The 15341-nt window shown below is 41.3% G+C and carries 23 protein-coding genes; 7 read left to right on the forward strand and 16 right to left on the reverse strand.

Annotated elements, in window-relative coordinates; genetic code table 11:
- Positions 1-199 precede the first annotated feature (199 nt).
- The 4 genes from M0R80_02990 to M0R80_03005 all read right to left on the reverse strand — a co-directional run bounded on the left by M0R80_02990 (position 200) and on the right by M0R80_03005 (position 2850).
- Positions 200-1186: a hypothetical protein gene (locus M0R80_02990; protein ID MCK9458580.1), complete on the reverse strand. Its 987-nt coding sequence runs from the start codon at positions 1184-1186 to the stop codon at positions 200-202.
- A 138-nt stretch (positions 1187-1324) separates the two neighbouring features.
- Positions 1325-1864, reverse strand: a complete 540-nt coding sequence (locus M0R80_02995; GenBank protein MCK9458581.1) for a hypothetical protein — start codon at positions 1862-1864, stop codon at positions 1325-1327.
- Positions 1865-1870: 6 nt separating this feature from the next.
- The gene (locus M0R80_03000; protein ID MCK9458582.1) at positions 1871-2410 is read right to left on the reverse strand and encodes a hypothetical protein; all 540 of its coding nucleotides are present in this window, start codon (positions 2408-2410) and stop codon (positions 1871-1873) included.
- A gap of 29 nt (positions 2411-2439) precedes the next feature.
- Positions 2440-2850, reverse strand: coding sequence for a hypothetical protein (locus M0R80_03005; protein MCK9458583.1), 411 nt, complete (start codon positions 2848-2850; stop codon positions 2440-2442).
- Between the two features lie 67 nt (positions 2851-2917).
- On the opposite strand from M0R80_03005, the gene M0R80_03010 reads away from it, so the two are divergent.
- A complete protein-coding gene (locus M0R80_03010) occupies positions 2918-3499 on the forward strand; it encodes a hypothetical protein (GenBank protein MCK9458584.1) in 582 nt (193 codons plus the stop codon).
- On the opposite strand, the gene M0R80_03015 is transcribed toward M0R80_03010, so the two are convergent.
- Together M0R80_03015 and M0R80_03020 are read right to left on the reverse strand one after the other, a co-directional pair.
- Positions 3451-3789 carry a hypothetical protein gene (locus M0R80_03015; GenBank protein ID MCK9458585.1) on the reverse strand — a complete coding sequence of 113 codons (339 nt, stop codon included), beginning with the start codon at positions 3787-3789 and terminating at the stop codon, positions 3451-3453. The two genes, M0R80_03010 and M0R80_03015, sit on opposite strands and share 49 nt — an antisense overlap.
- Entirely contained in the window at positions 3779-3952 is a 174-nt protein-coding gene (locus M0R80_03020) for a hypothetical protein (protein ID MCK9458586.1), read from the reverse strand. Before M0R80_03020 ends, M0R80_03015 begins: the two co-directional genes overlap by 11 nt.
- Before the next feature lie 29 nt (positions 3953-3981).
- Between M0R80_03020 and M0R80_03025 the strand changes: the two genes are divergently transcribed.
- The 6 genes from M0R80_03025 (at position 3982) to M0R80_03050 (ending at position 7477) form a co-directional block, all read left to right on the forward strand.
- The gene (locus M0R80_03025; protein ID MCK9458587.1) at positions 3982-4863 is read left to right on the forward strand and encodes a hypothetical protein; all 882 of its coding nucleotides are present in this window, start codon (positions 3982-3984) and stop codon (positions 4861-4863) included.
- A gap of 61 nt (positions 4864-4924) precedes the next feature.
- Positions 4925-5674: a hypothetical protein gene (locus tag M0R80_03030; GenBank protein MCK9458588.1), complete on the forward strand. Its 750-nt coding sequence runs from the start codon at positions 4925-4927 to the stop codon at positions 5672-5674.
- Positions 5671-5844 (forward strand): hypothetical protein, encoded by a 174-nt coding sequence (locus tag M0R80_03035; GenBank protein MCK9458589.1) that lies wholly within the window; start codon positions 5671-5673, stop codon positions 5842-5844. The genes M0R80_03030 and M0R80_03035 overlap by 4 nt, the downstream gene beginning before the upstream one ends.
- Positions 5845-5874: 30 nt before the next feature.
- Positions 5875-6330 (forward strand): hypothetical protein, encoded by a 456-nt coding sequence (locus M0R80_03040; protein MCK9458590.1) that lies wholly within the window; start codon positions 5875-5877, stop codon positions 6328-6330.
- On the forward strand, positions 6327-6635 hold the full coding sequence (locus M0R80_03045; GenBank protein MCK9458591.1) for a hypothetical protein: 309 nt from the start codon (positions 6327-6329) through the stop codon (positions 6633-6635). Before M0R80_03040 ends, M0R80_03045 begins: the two co-directional genes overlap by 4 nt.
- Complete coding sequence (locus M0R80_03050; GenBank protein ID MCK9458592.1) at positions 6632-7477, forward strand: NUDIX hydrolase; 846 nt, start codon at positions 6632-6634, stop codon at positions 7475-7477. The genes M0R80_03045 and M0R80_03050 overlap by 4 nt, the downstream gene beginning before the upstream one ends.
- On the opposite strand, the gene M0R80_03055 is transcribed toward M0R80_03050, so the two are convergent.
- The 10 genes from M0R80_03055 to M0R80_03100 form a co-directional block, all read right to left on the reverse strand.
- Positions 7474-7686: a Lar family restriction alleviation protein gene (locus M0R80_03055; GenBank protein ID MCK9458593.1), complete on the reverse strand. Its 213-nt coding sequence runs from the start codon at positions 7684-7686 to the stop codon at positions 7474-7476. The genes M0R80_03050 and M0R80_03055 overlap by 4 nt on opposite strands.
- Positions 7683-7961, reverse strand: coding sequence for a hypothetical protein (locus M0R80_03060; protein ID MCK9458594.1), 279 nt, complete (start codon positions 7959-7961; stop codon positions 7683-7685). The genes M0R80_03055 and M0R80_03060 overlap by 4 nt, the downstream gene beginning before the upstream one ends.
- Positions 7962-8021: 60 nt before the next feature.
- Positions 8022-10475, reverse strand: coding sequence for a hypothetical protein (locus M0R80_03065; protein ID MCK9458595.1), 2454 nt, complete (start codon positions 10473-10475; stop codon positions 8022-8024).
- Positions 10476-10718: 243 nt separating this feature from the next.
- Entirely contained in the window at positions 10719-11039 is a 321-nt protein-coding gene (locus M0R80_03070; GenBank protein ID MCK9458596.1) for a hypothetical protein, read from the reverse strand.
- Positions 11036-12751 (reverse strand): hypothetical protein, encoded by a 1716-nt coding sequence (locus tag M0R80_03075; GenBank protein ID MCK9458597.1) that lies wholly within the window; start codon positions 12749-12751, stop codon positions 11036-11038. Before M0R80_03075 ends, M0R80_03070 begins: the two co-directional genes overlap by 4 nt.
- 19 nt (positions 12752-12770) lie before the next feature.
- Positions 12771-13121 (reverse strand): hypothetical protein, encoded by a 351-nt coding sequence (locus tag M0R80_03080; GenBank protein ID MCK9458598.1) that lies wholly within the window; start codon positions 13119-13121, stop codon positions 12771-12773.
- A 169-nt stretch (positions 13122-13290) separates the two neighbouring features.
- On the reverse strand, positions 13291-14103 hold the full coding sequence (locus M0R80_03085) for a protein phosphatase 2C domain-containing protein (protein ID MCK9458599.1): 813 nt from the start codon (positions 14101-14103) through the stop codon (positions 13291-13293).
- A gap of 203 nt (positions 14104-14306) precedes the next feature.
- A complete protein-coding gene (locus M0R80_03090) occupies positions 14307-14873 on the reverse strand; it encodes a hypothetical protein (GenBank protein MCK9458600.1) in 567 nt (188 codons plus the stop codon).
- Positions 14870-15109: a hypothetical protein gene (locus tag M0R80_03095; protein MCK9458601.1), complete on the reverse strand. Its 240-nt coding sequence runs from the start codon at positions 15107-15109 to the stop codon at positions 14870-14872. Before M0R80_03095 ends, M0R80_03090 begins: the two co-directional genes overlap by 4 nt.
- A gap of 11 nt (positions 15110-15120) precedes the next feature.
- A complete protein-coding gene (locus tag M0R80_03100; protein MCK9458602.1) occupies positions 15121-15339 on the reverse strand; it encodes a hypothetical protein in 219 nt (72 codons plus the stop codon).
- Positions 15340-15341 lie beyond the last annotated feature (2 nt).

Below are 15341 nucleotides of genomic sequence, written 5' to 3' on the forward strand. Positions count from 1 at the left end.
TGGTTATAAGTTTAAGTTGTTTTTCAGCCCTTTGAACATATTCGGTAGTAAGTTCATCGGCTAAATAATAAACGTTGTGACCACTACCCAATCCAGGTATGTTTAAACAAGTCATTGAGTGTGGCTGTTTCCTATTCTTGATAACCAGTTGTATGGGGCTTCTTTGTTTGTTGGTAATTTCAATCATTGTCTTTTTCCACTATTTGTCCAAATCATTTACAGCAACTTCTATTCTGTTGAATACTTCAGTGATGTCTTCTTCTTTCACCGAATTGTAAACATCTGTTTTCATATCCAACACAGCTTTTCTACGAATGATTGGCTGTGGTATATATGTTTCTGCTGTTAAATTAAATTCGTATTTTATTACTCTTTTTTTTTCTCCCGGTTCTACATCTAAATTATTGGCCACACTGTCCAAGGTGACAATTGATTCCCATTGCACACCCCTAACAGCTATGTATGCAATGGGGCTAAATTTTAATTGGATTTGTTCCACTATTTGGTTCATATCTTCCACATAAAGCGTCCAAGCATATAAAGTATAGCCAATTTTTACGGGAAGTCCCCATGCCACGCCAAAAACTGTATCTCTTTCTTTGCGTTCTTTTACAGTAAAAGTAGGCTTATTATCGGGACGATACTTCAGGTAATTTACAGCCTTGTGATAAATATATCGATCTCTAAATAATTCAAAACTAGTATCACGGATAGCCAGCATTGGCAATTTAGGACGATCTGTTACCAAAGAATTATCTTTGCGAACATTATGCTGGAGAATAACAGCCACAGCCCTTTCTTGACTTCCCCAAATAATAGGCACCGGATGTGCTTTTCCATGAGTATCAATAGTCACAAGTCCTGTAAACAAATCTCTTACCGCTTCATCACACCCTCTTTTAGCTTTTGTGTATCGATAAACATATTCTCTGGTAGGGTGCTCTAAATCATTGATAATTTGGCCTGTTTGCATTGGATCGCAATTGCGATGCTTGCCAAGTGGAGAATTTTCACAATTAGCATCAAGCCAGCCATAATCTATCCCTGTTTTTACTCTATTTAAACTATCTCGATCATCTTCACAGTATTTTGGTGTGATATCGTTATTCATGTCTCCTTGCAAACCAATATCATTGCAAGGATTCAAGGATTGCTGATCGGGATTACCAGGGTTTACATTTGCCACAAAAACTCCTAAATGAAATACTTCAATATTCAAAAATCCACAAAACGTATTCCAACTTATTCAGTGGTTGTTTCTCAGAAGTATTTATCCAAACCACAATTACCTTTACGATGGTTTAGAAACACTCCAAAAATCACATCACTTGCCGACCGGGGCAACGGACTTACCTTTGTTTCCTAAAACCTTAAATGGTTCAACTGTTCCGTTTTGAGCCACATGTCCTTTATAATCAGCACTTAAATCTTTTGTTAAATCACGAGTGCCTTTGGATTTCTTTTCATCACAAGCACATTTCTTCATGCCATGAGGTGCAGTAGGACGACCATCACACTCTCTTAACTCTACCCATTTGCCAAATTTCATAATGTTTCCTTCGTGTCTGTATGGAAGTTCTGAACGATCACCCGAAGCAGCAGCCATTGCCCTTAGTTGCGTAACATCAGGACTGTAAGGAGTTGCTGATCCTCTGGTCAGGGCGGTTGGTGGCAAGTTTCTTTTGGATGGTCGAATTGACCAAACAAGCTTGCCACTTAAAGGGGTTCTCGCAAGCCAATATTCTTCTCCTTCATGGTTGACCAAAGTTTCGTATCCATGTCTTGGTAGTTTGCCTTTCGCAAGTGCCAGAGCGTCTTGTTGGCTTATTTGAAGAAACCCATGATCGATTGGTGTTGTTTTCATAATACCTCAGTTTATTTTAAAGTCTGGTTTTTTTTGAGTAACTGTTCCCTCGCCCGTGGTGGTGCTTTCTTGGAATCTGACACAAACTAATTGCAAGCGAATCTCTGCCCACATTTTGTATTCACTTAATTTTCTTTGCACAATTTCCCAGTTTTCACCCTTATGAGGAGTGTAAATTCTAGACCCGACCTTGGGAGGATGTCCAACAGTATCAAGAACCGCTCTATAATTTAATTCAAAGGTCATCTCATCATTAGAATCAATTCCATATGAGGATTGATAATTTTGTTGAGTTACTGGCTCATACAGAGCCCACAATTGTATAGGAACGTTTGAAAATAATTTTCCCCTATCTTCCCAATACAACTCATCAACTGTATTGCTGGTCTGAATATAAACTTCATAATAGATAATAGGAGCCCCGGTACGTTGGATAAGTTCTTGATCCCAGAGATTAAAGGTATTAATTTCAGGATTGTTAGGATCAAATTGTTGAGCAGAGCCAACTACGTTATAGGGCAACCCATCACTTCTTCTGATAGTCATATGGGTATTTATCCCCACAAGTTATATTTTTAGCCACCGCCTGCTAATTCAATTCTCGGACTCACAGCAATTGTTCCACCACCAGCAGGTAAATTAAATGGAGCACCAGCAAAACGCTCGGCCCATAATAACTCAAGCCCAGTAATATCAGTTACATAATAGCCGTACACTGTTGCCCCTGTTGTAAAAGTAAAAGTTTGCTGAGAATATAATCCAGTAGTTGTACCGCCAACTGATTGAACGGTCCACTGTGCAGAATCTAGTGTAATGGGACCATTATTATCAGTTGCAGGTGTGAATGTGCCCAAAGTATCTCCATGAGCAGGAGTAGTATCACTTTTATAGAGAACCATTACTTTGTCGTCCGCTGGGGCTGGGGACATATTCAAAATATATTGAAGTAAAAGAACTTCACCAACATCAGGACATACTATAGCCATAATTTAACCTCGCTCTTTTTAAATATTTAAGCACCAAAAATGATTTCTTTACTCCATTAATAGAGTAATGGCAATTAAAAACAAAGATGGCAGTATTTATCAGCTTAATAAGCCAAATCCATTGACCGATGGGCAGGTTTGGCGGGATATGGTTTTTTACAATTGTTATTGGGAAGGCGAAACAGTCCCCGACACAACTGTAAAACTTCCCCCCAAGAAATTTGAGTTACCTAAAATTGCTGCAAAGGAAATGGAACCCTTATCCAAACCAGAGCCTGTTCAGCCCTTGCCCGAACTTGATAAAAGCGAAATTCCAGAACGAGTGCTTAAAAATATTGTAAGTGTATATTGTCTGCCAGCAAAAATTGAAACGGAAAAAGATGAGCTATATGATGAAGAAAGAGAAGTTGTAAAATATGGGGAAAAATTCTCTTTTGAAGCTATTATGGTGGAACGAACTGATTTGTATATAAAAATATGGACACGCAAAATTTTACCAACACAATCAATTATTTACCCATCTGTATTTGTCAAGGGAGAAATAAAGTTTGGCGACTATCGTTGGTGGAAAGTGGTAGAAATGGAAGAAAAGTCAGGAGGTTATTTAGTAACATCCACACCCTCTGAACTGCAACCAGATTTTTCCTGAAATATAGGCTTTGGATTTGTAAGTTCCCCAGATTTAATAATTGCTTTATGACCAGCCGACTCTAATGCTTGATGATGGTCTTCTACACATTTCAAATAAGCCACCTCATAGATGTCTACTACAAATCTACCGAAATCCTCCAAATCCTTTTGCGTAACTAACACGCCACAGATACGTTGCATTAGCTCATCGTGTTGCCCATATCTGTCTTTCAAAATCTGACTTACATATTTTCTTATCATCACAAGTTGTGGATGACTAAGAGCATTGACCCAATTTTCATTTGCCATTTTGTTTTTTCTCTTTTTTCTTCAACTTAACATCTCCTACTGACCGGAGTTTTCCACCGGATGGAGCCCCCTGCCAACCGCCAGACGCTCCCCCAGGGTCTTGCCCCACATAAGGCACACCAGCACCTGCTTCTCTCATTTTTATCCATTCAGAAAATTTCATATTTGCACCTCCGTGCTCTATATATCCGTATGAACAACACATTAGCCATTTCCACGCCAAGCAAAACTTCAATGGCATCCGTTACATGTAATGCGTCTTGTAGCGACCTCGGCCCAACAGACCCACTATACAAAAATCAATTGGGACCACGCAAAAAAAGAGAGCAAGTCCGAGAGCAAATCAAAGACTACGTTCTGCTAATGCTAGGAGCCCCTGTAAATAAAATAGAATTGGATCAACAAAATTTAGACTTCTGCGTAGATCAATCATTAAAAATTATTGAAGATTATGCCCCAAGGGAATACTTCAATTACTACACATTCATAGCCACCCCAGGTAAAAGTGTTTATGAAATGCCGCCCGAAGTTGGCATTATTAGAAATGTATATTATAAAAAACATGGAACTTTTGCCTTCCAAGCATCAGACTTAGATGGAGCCATTCCTATAGAATATTTCTACCCAGGCGGAAGCTATGCCAGCATTCAGGGAGGTTTAATTGACCCCATTCAACCCATTTGGGGGAGAATGGGAGAGTGGACATTGTATAAACAATACGAACAAACCTATTCTAGAATTAGTTCTAATATTGGTGGTTGGGAATTTATTAATGATATGAGAGCCGTCAAATTATATCCAACCCCCTATGCGGCCCAAAAAGTAATTGTCCAGTATTTACAAAAAATGAAAGACTGGGGCGAAGTTACACAATCCATGCAAGAACTCGCACTTACCTATGCCAAGGAAATGTTGGGAAGAATTAGAAGCAAATTCCAAACAGCCCCAGGCCCAGGTGGCGGGATTCAATTAGATGGACAAGCACTTCTGCAAGAAGCAAGAGAAGATAGAAAGCAACTTTTTGAAGATTTGATATACAAATTCGGTGAGCCTATGGGTCCATCGCTCGATTAGTGGGACCAACTCTTGATTGAAAATCAAAATTTCTTTACTATATAATGTAAGGAGATTTTTTATGTTACAAAGAACGACAAAAGAGGTTGCACAATACTTTTCAGATAATAGATGCGAATTACTTGATGAATATATTGGTTGTATGAATAAAATGAAATATCGATGTTCTTGTGGCAACATTTCATCAATTACTTGGAATAATTTTACTAAGGGCAAACGATGTGGGTGTGGCTCCAAGTATAGGAGAAGATATACATTTGAAGATGTAAATAAAATATTTACAGATTATGGATTTGTTCTTATATCAAATGAATATCCTGGTTATAAAAACCCACTAAAATACAAGTGTAAATGTGGAGCAAATAGAGAAAAATCATTATATCATTTTTTACATAATGGCAAACATTGTGATAAATGTGCTCATAAAATTATGGGTATGAAAAGACGCAATCCCAATCGCTCATTCGAACGTAAATTCAAAGCAAAAATGCATAAAGCTTTGCGAACTTGTCTACAAGCTATCGGCAAGACTAAGGCAGGACACACCGCCGATCTCTTGGGATATGGACCAAAGGACTTGCAAACAAGAGTTACTAATCACCCAGACTGGCATAATGTAAAAGATCAAGTTTGGCATCTCGATCATATTTTCCCTATTCAGGCATTTATCCGCTATAAAATCAATGATTTAAAACTCATCAATTGCCTTGAAAACCTTCGCCCAATGAATGGAAAGGAAAATGACATCAAGCACAATAGATACAATAAGCAGGATTTTGAGTTTTGGCTAAGACTCAAAGGAGCATTATGATTACGTTTAAAGAATGGCAAGAGGGAACAATTAAAGGGCTTCCAGAACTTGGATTTACGGGTGGACCCCCAGCTTTTCACGACATAGAAGATCGGGTTGAACAACTAGAAAACAAAGTTGATTTGTTGATGAAAATAGTACGACCCGAAACTATGCGGATTGCTTCTTAAAATCCTTTTACAAAAACTACATACTTTAGCATGAATTTTAAAGAATTTATTACTGAGTCTACGACATCCAGGTATAGTGTCGAGGTAAATTACCGCACCAGAAAACAAGAGGTTTTAGAAGCGGCGGGCAAAATTACCTTGGGCTATGTTAGTGCTGCTCTCAAACAAAATGGATATCATGTTAAACAATTGTTTGACGAAACACCTATTCGCATTGTTGTTTCAACTCGCAATTTTGAAGAAGGCGAATGGGTTGGCTTCCTGATATTTTATTCTAAAGATGGCGGAAAATATGTGATTGCTAATGGATTTTATAACAGAGGACAAAAAAGCGTATCATTACAAACTTGGAAGGATGCCAAAGGTGATTCCCCCGCTGAACTAGCCGCCGAGATGAGAACGGTTATGTTTGAATTAAAAGAACGCAAAGATCGACATTTGCCCAGCTTGAAGCCCATTCCTTTAAAAAGAGGACCAAAGAAATGAAAACATATAAGGAATTTGCGGAACAAGTTGGTGATTTTAAAGATCAGGAAACTTTATTAAAGACCTTGGGCTTAAAATCTGTGCCTCCAAAAAAACAATTAAAAGTAGTTGGTAATACAGAGCCTGAATATGATCCCCAAGCAGAAAAGGCACAAGGTGATTTATATGCCTCTTTGGTAAAAGAATTACAAGATTTATTGGACACTTTGGACTGGGATGAAAGCAATGTGGTGGGAATTCAACAAGCTCTTGCTAAAATCAATCACCAGGGACAGGCTTATCTCAAGCATATATCAAGCAAATGAAATTTTTAGAATGGGCAGAACAACGCCAACAACAACCGATAGCCGCACAACCAGTCATTTCCTATGACTTCGATGGTGTTTTACACACGGACGTTTACCCTGGAACCATTCACCCCGTAGATTTTGATACCGCTGATCTTACCCCTAATTTACCAATGCATCGACAACTCAGAGACGATGCCAGAAAAGCCAAAATCATTGTTGTTACCGCTCGAAACCAAGATGGAATAATGGACGATGCCGCCAGACAGTTTGTTAGAAAGCATAATCTACCCGTCTCTGCTTTTTTCTTTACAAATGGTGGACAAAAGGTTTCTATACTCAAACAACAACACGCAATTAAACATTATGATGACGATCCCCGGATGAGGGCTCAATTGATGGACACAGGCATTGAATTTGTTCTAGTGCGACCACAAATGGAATCGACAATATATGAGTCAGTAAAGAAAAGAAAGAAAACCAAACCTGCCGCTGGTATATTTTTCACAGACGGCAGAGCGGTGCTAATGCTCAAGCGACGACCACCAGGAAGCAATCCTAATACATGGGGACTTCCAGGCGGTCACTCAGAGGGCGAAGAAACGCCACTTATGGCCGCTCAAAGAGAAGCACGAGAAGAATGCGGCAAAATGACCGGCAAGAAATTCGGTGTGCTAACCAGCGGTGCTTGGACTTGTTTTTTTTACCAAGTGCCAAAGACTTTTCGTTGTGAAATTAGCGAGGAACACGACGCTTGGGAATGGGTAAAATTTGAAGAACTTAAACACTTGCAATTACATCCCCAATTCAAAAAACAAATGCAAAGATATATTGCATTTGTGAAAAGACACTTTGCCTAAATTCTAGTGTTCCAGGCTTCTATAATTCTTTCTTCCAACACACTAAATTTTGTTTTTTCGTCCTCCGGTGGAGGCTCTACAGGAGATTGTGGGTGAATTATGCAATTTTTATTTTTGCATCCCACACGAGGCATGCTTGTCCATTTTGCTTCCCATAAAACTGCTTCACCACCGCAAAATGGACAAGGTTTAAGATCGGGGTAGCTCATCGTGTCTTCCCTCTACCTCTTTCAACGATAATTTCCTGTCGATCACCACTGAGATTGTTTTCTACCACTCTATAACCGATGGCATTAAAGCAAAGAACAGTACGATCAAAGAGCCATCGATCTTTCATTTCCCCGCCAAGAAAAAGGATTTCCTTTTTAGTATGGAAAAACTGAAAACGTTGACCTGTGTCTGGAATCTTCCAGATGCCGCCCTCTTTCAAAAGAGAGACTATTCTTCGACCCCAGGTAATATCACTTGGACTAGGTTTCCACATAATAAAAATCCGCACCCGCCCAAAATTGCTTCTGAGCGGGTGCGGTCGAAAGGAGGCTACTTACTCACGAGGGCTGGGAATTGAAACTCCCATGCGTCGTGTATGCTTGGCAACCGAATCAGCCAGCGGAGTGCCAGCGAAAATTTTCGCAACAGCATCCACAATGCTGTCACCACCAACAAAACGTTGAATCGAACCAGCCTCCGCAATCTTGACCATCGTTTCATTGCTGGACAATGCCAACAATGCTTCCGAGAAGCCAGTTTGAGCAGCGGCGAATCGATCCACGCAAGCCTTGGTTTCGGCTTCCAATTTCTCCAAGAATTGAGTTTGATGTGCTTCCTCAATTTGAATATCTTGGTCAGCTTTGGCTTTTTCACGAGCCAACTCAGCCTTGGCTTGCAAATCTCTGGTTGCTTGTTCAACAGCTACCCTGGCTTTTTCCAGGTCTCGTTGCTTGATTTGAGAAGTAATGTTTGTCAACGCTACTTCTGCATCCTTGTTGGTTTTGGCAATTGCCAGAGATAGCTGCAAATCGGCAGTATTCCATTGCTCTTCGGCTTTGGCACGAACAACCGCTTGTGTGCGTTTGGTAATTGCCAAATCTTTTTCTGCTTCGTTGGCAGCAATATTGGACGACACCATTTTACGTTGTGTCTCATGCAGCATTTGGGCTACCTGAGTGTCTTTAATGTCGATAGCCAAAACTTCGACATCATTGACGATCATGCCGTTTTCTTCAAAAGACTGTCCTTTTCTGACGCCATCCACCGATGGACCAAGGATACCATCACGAATAATGGCGGTTCCATCACTGTAGAAGGTTTCCACATCCAGCTTGCGAATCATGCCCTTCAGCATGGATCGAACATGATCGCACAACAGCTTGACGTAGTTTTCGCATTCAAACCATTTGTCTTTGTGCTCTTCGAGGAAATTGACACGGAAGGACAATTTGATTTCAATCGGCACATGATCTTTTGTTTCCACAGCGATAATGTCGGAAACTTTATTGTTTTTCGTGCGAAGGTAAACGGTTCGCTCAACCTTATCCGTATTCTTCGGCTTGCCAGTGGAAAGCTGCAAAACTTCCAGTGATTCGTCGTAATTCAACAGAATGGTTGTGGGGCCAATTTCTACCCGTCGTTTGCTGCTCTTGTCCACTACCATGACGGCATAACCAGTCCATACTTGGATGGTTGGCACACCTTCATATTTGGTGTCAAGGGTCAGCATGCGTGGTTGGGTATATTTGGTGCCACGGCGGATCGAATCCATGCCTTCCAAACCACGGGCAGTGTGTTCATAAGTATCTGCCATCAGGCAGGAAACTTCTTCTTCCACATAGCCTTGAGTGGCATTAGTAAAACGCAAACTTTCGTTGTACGCTTTTGCCTCTTCGTTGGATGGATAAAGCAAAGCACATTCGCTCTCTGTCAAAATACGGCGAACGAAAACCTGGAACACAGGATTTGGCAGGCTCATCGTGGGACCACGAACCAAATCAATTTCACCAGTTTTGCGATTCATGAGATATCGACCTTCACCGGGCGGGATTGCCGTGGCGAAATGCTTCTCACGATCCCCATACTTCACAATGCTGTGTTCAGGCCGGGGATAATAAATCGCACATTCTTTGCCAGTGATGAAAATTTCATCACCTTCCTTGTATTTTTTGCCACCCTCTTCGTAAGGGGCAATCACCTTGATGTGCAAACCCTGAATTTCGTTCAGATCGACTGCACGGAATTTGCGTTTGCTGTTTTCGGTGAAGAAGGTTTCGGTGGGCTTCGGAAACACCACATCAGGACCACGGGCGTATCGTTTGTTGCCGTTTTCATCGATCAAGATAGAATATTCCAGCCGCTCCAGTGTTACCGCTTCCTGCACCATTTTACGGTTGGAATCGGGAACAACTTCAACCCCGGTTGGCGGAATATAGAAACTAACTTCCGTGCCCTTGATGATGAGCAGTTTGCCCATTGTCAAGCCGAGTTGATCGGCAGCTTTTGTGGCCACTTCTTCATCGGCGGGAGTCTCGGCAGTTTTAATAACTGCCTTGGACCAATTGGCTTTGGCTTGAGCTTCGTTATAAACTCGCACCTGTACATATTGGTTACTACGGAGATTATGCCCAGGAATAACACGAGCGGTTTGTCCAGGCCAAAGAGCAAAGGAAGTCGGGCCTGGAAGGTTGACGCAAGTGCCATATTGCAATTCCATATCCTGGGCTACGCCACCACGGGGCGGGAATTGTTCATTGGCTTTTTTGGACGGATTATCCAACACCACATAATCACCCTCGCCAGCGACGATGATTGGTTTTACCGCTTGCTCCAAAGAGCAAGGAACAAATGCATTGCCATTATACGTCACAGGTCTCTCTTGGCCTGTTTGGTTAATGACAGTCGGACCAACATAGGTCTTGACGGAACCCTTGGTGGTATCTTGCATATAAGCAAAGGAACCAGGGGCCAAGGGCAGTTCTCGGTTTTCTGCACCGGGATTAGCCATAGCAACACTCCTTGTTTAAAGACTGGGGGATAGAAACTAGCCTAATTGAATTCTTATTTGTTGATTGTTGCTGCAATAACAGCATCGAAAAGAACCATTCACGGTGCCGGAATTGCCTTGTCCGGTATTTGTTCCTGGCTGTTGTTTTCCACAAGCTTCACAGACACGAACATAAGTGTAATAATTTCTGTTGCCTTCACTGATGATTCGGGCACCCGTAATTGCGTAAGCCATGATCGCACCCTAGTTTTTAGAGGGCATCCAGTCCTTGATTCTATTCACAGGAATAGAAGGATTGGGTTGTTCTTTTTTCTTTCCAGAGGAAGGATCAGGATCAGGGATAGGTTTCTTGTCATCATCTCCCCGGTCATCATTTTTACCAAAAATCGCCGCCAACACCAGAAATGAAATTATCATGCCAACCGGCATTCCAACCAACAACCACACAAAACATCCCGTTAAACTATATCCTATAATCCAAAAAGGTACAGCCGGAATACATGCTAAAGTTGCTGAAAGCATCAACCAAAGTAAAAATCCGCAAAAAAATCCAAACTTTCTCATTTCATTTTAATAGAGTATAGCTTGTCCTCTTTTGAGAACATTACTCTCGCACCATCATGCCACAAACGCATGGTTCCGTCAATAGCCGGGTCTTCCATAATTTTGATCGTTCCGGCATCTTTTTTGTTGGAAAAAGCCTCTAGTTTTTCCTCTTCGTTTATCATTGTGCAGATTCCGGCATCTGTCACCGTAAAGTTCAGGTCCGTATAATCTACGTCTTCCACCACCCGCATGTCATGACTGGAAAAATCTGGGGCGAATCGCATCACAAAACGATTGTACTTACCCTTCTTTTCTGCAATGAGCATTAACACATTATTTTCATATTTGCCATCCAACACACGGTAGCCATCCAATTCAGGCAAATTAACTTGATAGCTTTTGCCACTTGCTGGAAATAAAGACACCACATACCTATCCAACACTTGTTGAACCACAACCCCATCATAGACCTTTGTAGCATCAGGCATATCCAACACCCTGCCTACAATCTTAAGGGCAGGAAGGAAATGATTTCCAGGCAATGATGTATTTTTTGTAGACAATTCTGCAAAAGTGATTTCTATTACATCATTCCCCACCACAGCATACAAACGGTTTTCACAGCGGAATATTGAGGATGCGTGTCCTACTTCCGTATCTCGACTTGGGTCTCGCAAATCAACAATATGAAGGGTGTTTTTCTCCAAATAAAGCCCAACAGGCCAATCCATTTTTGGTGTAAAGCCCACACACAATTTTTTGTCATAAGGCTTAAATTCTTTATTGAGATAAAAGCCTTTTTCGGTCACTGTCACTCGAACAGGTCCAGCAGTATAGCAACCAGAAATATAATCGCTGTAGGTTTCCAGCATTTTGATTTCGAAAAGATTGCTGCCAGCAATTTGTTTTACTTGTACTACAACTGCAACAGTTTCGTAATCATCAGGTGGCGGAAATCTTTCGCCTTTTTCTAATGTGGCATAGAGCCATCGTTTGAGCCCTACAGGAATAGAATCCAATGGTTCGCATACCCCCGGCAATGTGGCCTTAGGATGAAATGCCGAAACATTATCCTTCATCCTTGCCGTCATTCTTTCTGCTACTGGAAGATGCACAAAATCAGGATGACTTCCCTTGTAGGGATGAATGCCTATCTTTAAATTAAATGCTTGAATAGCAAATGAAAACCAATCAGAACCAGCATTAAATCCGTGCGTATGCCAATCCCTGATGTTTGGCATAATGACAGTAGCGGGGAAGGATGGAGTCTGATAGCTGTTGGTATCAATGGCAAATACTTCTAGAAGCTTGTTGACCAGGAAGTTTAACTCATTGAGATCAACAATAACTATATTCTTGCTATGAACATGTTTAATAATTTCCTGCAAACGCTGAAGCAAGAGGGTAGTATGATCTTGAGTTATTTTATTGGCCATCTTGTAAGTTTTGGTAAAAAACTTACACAGAGCTTCAGCATTAGCAACCCACCGACTGGTGTAGCCAATAAGTCTGTTTTTGGCATCGAGAATGAGATGTTGTGGTCGAATAATGTTGGGCAGTTGAAGGACCGACAACTCTTTGATTTTTGCCTCAGGGATGCAATTGGCTGGGTCTATGAAAATATTGTAGGCAGTATTGGCTTTTGCGTAGATTTGCTTTTCTCCACCGGCAGCAACGAATTGCCGTTGGACAAGCTCTTCTGCACCAACTCCTTTGACAAAAATTTTCATTATACACTCAAATCCTTGTTCATTCCCTGTTCTCGTTTTCGTTGTGAACGAAATCTTGTGCTAAATATTGTTTGTTAAAGCTTTGAATTTCTTCACATTTTCCCGTAACTAACAAGCCGTAAACAACCCAAGCATTACGTGGAAAGGTTTGCTTTTCTATCCAAAGAGTGCCAAAAAGAGCCCCCGCAGGCGTGGTTGGTTTGTTCAATCGATAATATTGAAAGCAATCTAATTTGAGCAAAAGATGTTGAGTTAAAGCCCGAGCCGTAAAATGCAAGGCTTGTCCACAATTGGCACAACGATATGCTGCATCCGGCACTATTCGTTGTCTCTCTGCTTTGTGCTTTTTTTCCTCTGTTTTTGTTTCCATCAACATTCCGCCACATTTCAGACAACGAGGCTTGGCAGCCCTACGCAACTCTCTGGCTGTCACATATCGAAGTGTATCACAAGAATCACAGCGAAAGCTTCTTGTAAAATCCGAATGAATGGGCGTCTTGTGTGTGCGGTCTCCACCGTAATCATGAATGCATGGGGCTTTAGCCATTTGTCACTACTCCAATCGAAAAATCATCAAATGGTTTCCATCCCAGTTTATCAAACTTCCTAAATGCCATTTGACAACGACGTTCTACAAATCCTTCATTGAAATTTTTAAACGCTATCAATTCCCTAATAACCTCAATGAAGTCAACCTTTACAGATTGTTTATGTGTGTCTGATTGATCTGTGCGAAAGAAAGCCGATACCCCATCCGACATAATTGCCACTGATTGAACCTCATCAGTGTTAAATCTGTGAAGTTCTACACTGGCATTTGATAAATTTACTTGACACTCCGTTTCTGCTTTGGTCACAAGAGTGGGCGTAACAATGTATTCATGTCTGTTGTATTTCGTGCCCACATGAGTTTCATAATTTTTAAGCGACTCTTCATTCAAATGATATCTCAGAAAAAATGGGGCACAATTCTCAAATTCCAGAGAGCAAACATAAAAATAATTCGGATATTGAGCAACAATCACACCATCGCCCTTCATTGCCACCACAAATTCTTTTCCTATTTGTTGTGCAATTGTGAGAGTGGCAAACAAGCAATCTTCATGCAGCCCCATTGCTTGGGCATAATTGGCAGCTTGTCTCAAAACACAATTGTAAAATGCTTCGCTGCCAAGCTCATAATCTGCCGCAAGTGTTTGAATTGCCGATCTTGTTAGTAGTCTCGCTCCAAAATCGCTGTCCAATGCCGAGGAACACCCATCTGACACAATGGCGTAATTTGCCCCATGTGTGGCGTAATCTTGACAAATTCTATGGGCTGATCCCTGTGAGAAAAAGCTGTCAGTGGGCATCGTTATTCCTTTTTCGTGAAAATGCAATCGTCTTGATTGCATTGAATCGAATAATGCTCTCTTGCCTTCGGTATCGCAAAAGATTCTTTTGGCTTCCTTGGCTCACCAACAAGCAATTCAGTTATCCCGCCAATAGTGCAAACTCGTACATTTTTACCGGGAAATTTTTGTTTTGCATTTAGTAAAATTTGCTGTTTAGTCATTTATGCAAGTGAATCAAGAAGTGCTTTTTGCTCTTGTTCGTTGAGAGTATAAATGAAGGTCTTGATATACTCTCCCCGCTTCCAAAGTTCTTGAATTAGATTTTCAATAACTTTCCAGTCGCCACCTGCTCTCATAGAACCAAAAGCTGGGGCGTGAATCTCAACTGGATTATTTTCATCCCATAGCTTTAGACACAATTGCTCTACTGTGTGCATGGCCCGACCCAAAGGACCATATTTGATTGGGCGTGGGTTTTCTCTGCCAATCAGCCCCTCTTGTCCAATCATGTTGACCACAAAGATTGGCCCGTGTATATCTGGCAGGGCTGGTTCCACACAAACTATTTGGGCCTCTCCCAATTCAAATGGGATGCCACGTTCGTAATCCCATCCTTCCCGATACCACCTTCGATACAACTGAGCAGTGCTGGGCCATTTTTGCTCTAGAGGAACTACAAAACCCGATCCCCAAGCCCCTATTGAATTTACAATGTGAGGGATAACCACTGGGCTAAGTGTGCTGGGAAACAATTCAAACAAATTGCCAGTTCTGTAATCAATGCTCATGGTATGATTTGAACACAGCCAACATATGGCTGGTCCGTCCTTTCTAAAAGTTCTTGTTGAATCAATGCGTCCCGAAGTTTTTGCACAACTTCCGAATCTTTTGTAATTGAGCAAGACGCATTGGTGTTGATAATTTCCAATATTGTTTCCAATACCGGGGTTGGGATCATACAAATGCCATCCCACATTTCTGCATATGACTTTACATCCGGGGCAGCTTGTTCTGTTTGTGGCACAATTACTTTCCTTATACAAAGAAACAATCATCGTTAACACAATTTGTCATCCCGAACAATATCCCTGGGCCATTGCCCTCTTCATCTTGGGATGGATAAATTCGACTACCATCATCTAAAACCAAGACTTTGGGCGGATCACCGCACCTTTCCCATCCTTCTTGTTGCAATTCTTTTTTGTTCATTTTGCGAACTGCAACGATGGTTCTGCCAACAAGTTTATGTGCCATAA

Source organism: Pseudomonadota bacterium (assembly GCA_023229365.1).
In the GTDB taxonomy this organism is placed as follows: domain Bacteria; phylum Myxococcota_A; class Polyangia; order JAAYKL01; family JAAYKL01; genus JALNZK01.

Bases quoted from the DNA above. Each gene is read 5' to 3' on its own strand.
- M0R80_02995 (MCK9458581.1), bottom strand. From the start codon at position 1,864: ATGAAAACAACACCAATCGATCATGGGTTTCTTCAAATAAGCCAACAA.
- M0R80_03000 (MCK9458582.1), bottom strand. From the start codon at position 2,410: ATGACTATCAGAAGAAGTGATGGGTTGCCCTATAACGTAGTTGGCTCT.
- M0R80_03005 (MCK9458583.1), bottom strand. From the start codon at position 2,850: ATGGCTATAGTATGTCCTGATGTTGGTGAAGTTCTTTTACTTCAATAT.
- M0R80_03010 (MCK9458584.1), top strand. From the start codon at position 2,918: ATGGCAATTAAAAACAAAGATGGCAGTATTTATCAGCTTAATAAGCCA.
- M0R80_03015 (MCK9458585.1), bottom strand. From the start codon at position 3,789: ATGGCAAATGAAAATTGGGTCAATGCTCTTAGTCATCCACAACTTGTG.
- M0R80_03020 (MCK9458586.1), bottom strand. From the start codon at position 3,952: ATGAAATTTTCTGAATGGATAAAAATGAGAGAAGCAGGTGCTGGTGTG.
- M0R80_03025 (MCK9458587.1), top strand. From the start codon at position 3,982: ATGAACAACACATTAGCCATTTCCACGCCAAGCAAAACTTCAATGGCA.
- M0R80_03030 (MCK9458588.1), top strand. From the start codon at position 4,925: ATGTTACAAAGAACGACAAAAGAGGTTGCACAATACTTTTCAGATAAT.
- M0R80_03035 (MCK9458589.1), top strand. From the start codon at position 5,671: ATGATTACGTTTAAAGAATGGCAAGAGGGAACAATTAAAGGGCTTCCA.
- M0R80_03040 (MCK9458590.1), top strand. From the start codon at position 5,875: ATGAATTTTAAAGAATTTATTACTGAGTCTACGACATCCAGGTATAGT.
- M0R80_03045 (MCK9458591.1), top strand. From the start codon at position 6,327: ATGAAAACATATAAGGAATTTGCGGAACAAGTTGGTGATTTTAAAGAT.
- M0R80_03050 (MCK9458592.1), top strand. From the start codon at position 6,632: ATGAAATTTTTAGAATGGGCAGAACAACGCCAACAACAACCGATAGCC.
- M0R80_03055 (MCK9458593.1), bottom strand. From the start codon at position 7,686: ATGAGCTACCCCGATCTTAAACCTTGTCCATTTTGCGGTGGTGAAGCA.
- M0R80_03060 (MCK9458594.1), bottom strand. From the start codon at position 7,961: ATGTGGAAACCTAGTCCAAGTGATATTACCTGGGGTCGAAGAATAGTC.
- M0R80_03065 (MCK9458595.1), bottom strand. From the start codon at position 10,475: ATGGCTAATCCCGGTGCAGAAAACCGAGAACTGCCCTTGGCCCCTGGT.
- M0R80_03070 (MCK9458596.1), bottom strand. From the start codon at position 11,039: ATGAGAAAGTTTGGATTTTTTTGCGGATTTTTACTTTGGTTGATGCTT.
- M0R80_03075 (MCK9458597.1), bottom strand. From the start codon at position 12,751: ATGAAAATTTTTGTCAAAGGAGTTGGTGCAGAAGAGCTTGTCCAACGG.
- M0R80_03080 (MCK9458598.1), bottom strand. From the start codon at position 13,121: ATGGAAACAAAAACAGAGGAAAAAAAGCACAAAGCAGAGAGACAACGA.
- M0R80_03085 (MCK9458599.1), bottom strand. From the start codon at position 14,103: ATGCCCACTGACAGCTTTTTCTCACAGGGATCAGCCCATAGAATTTGT.
- M0R80_03090 (MCK9458600.1), bottom strand. From the start codon at position 14,873: ATGAGCATTGATTACAGAACTGGCAATTTGTTTGAATTGTTTCCCAGC.
- M0R80_03100 (MCK9458602.1), bottom strand. From the start codon at position 15,339: ATGGCACATAAACTTGTTGGCAGAACCATCGTTGCAGTTCGCAAAATG.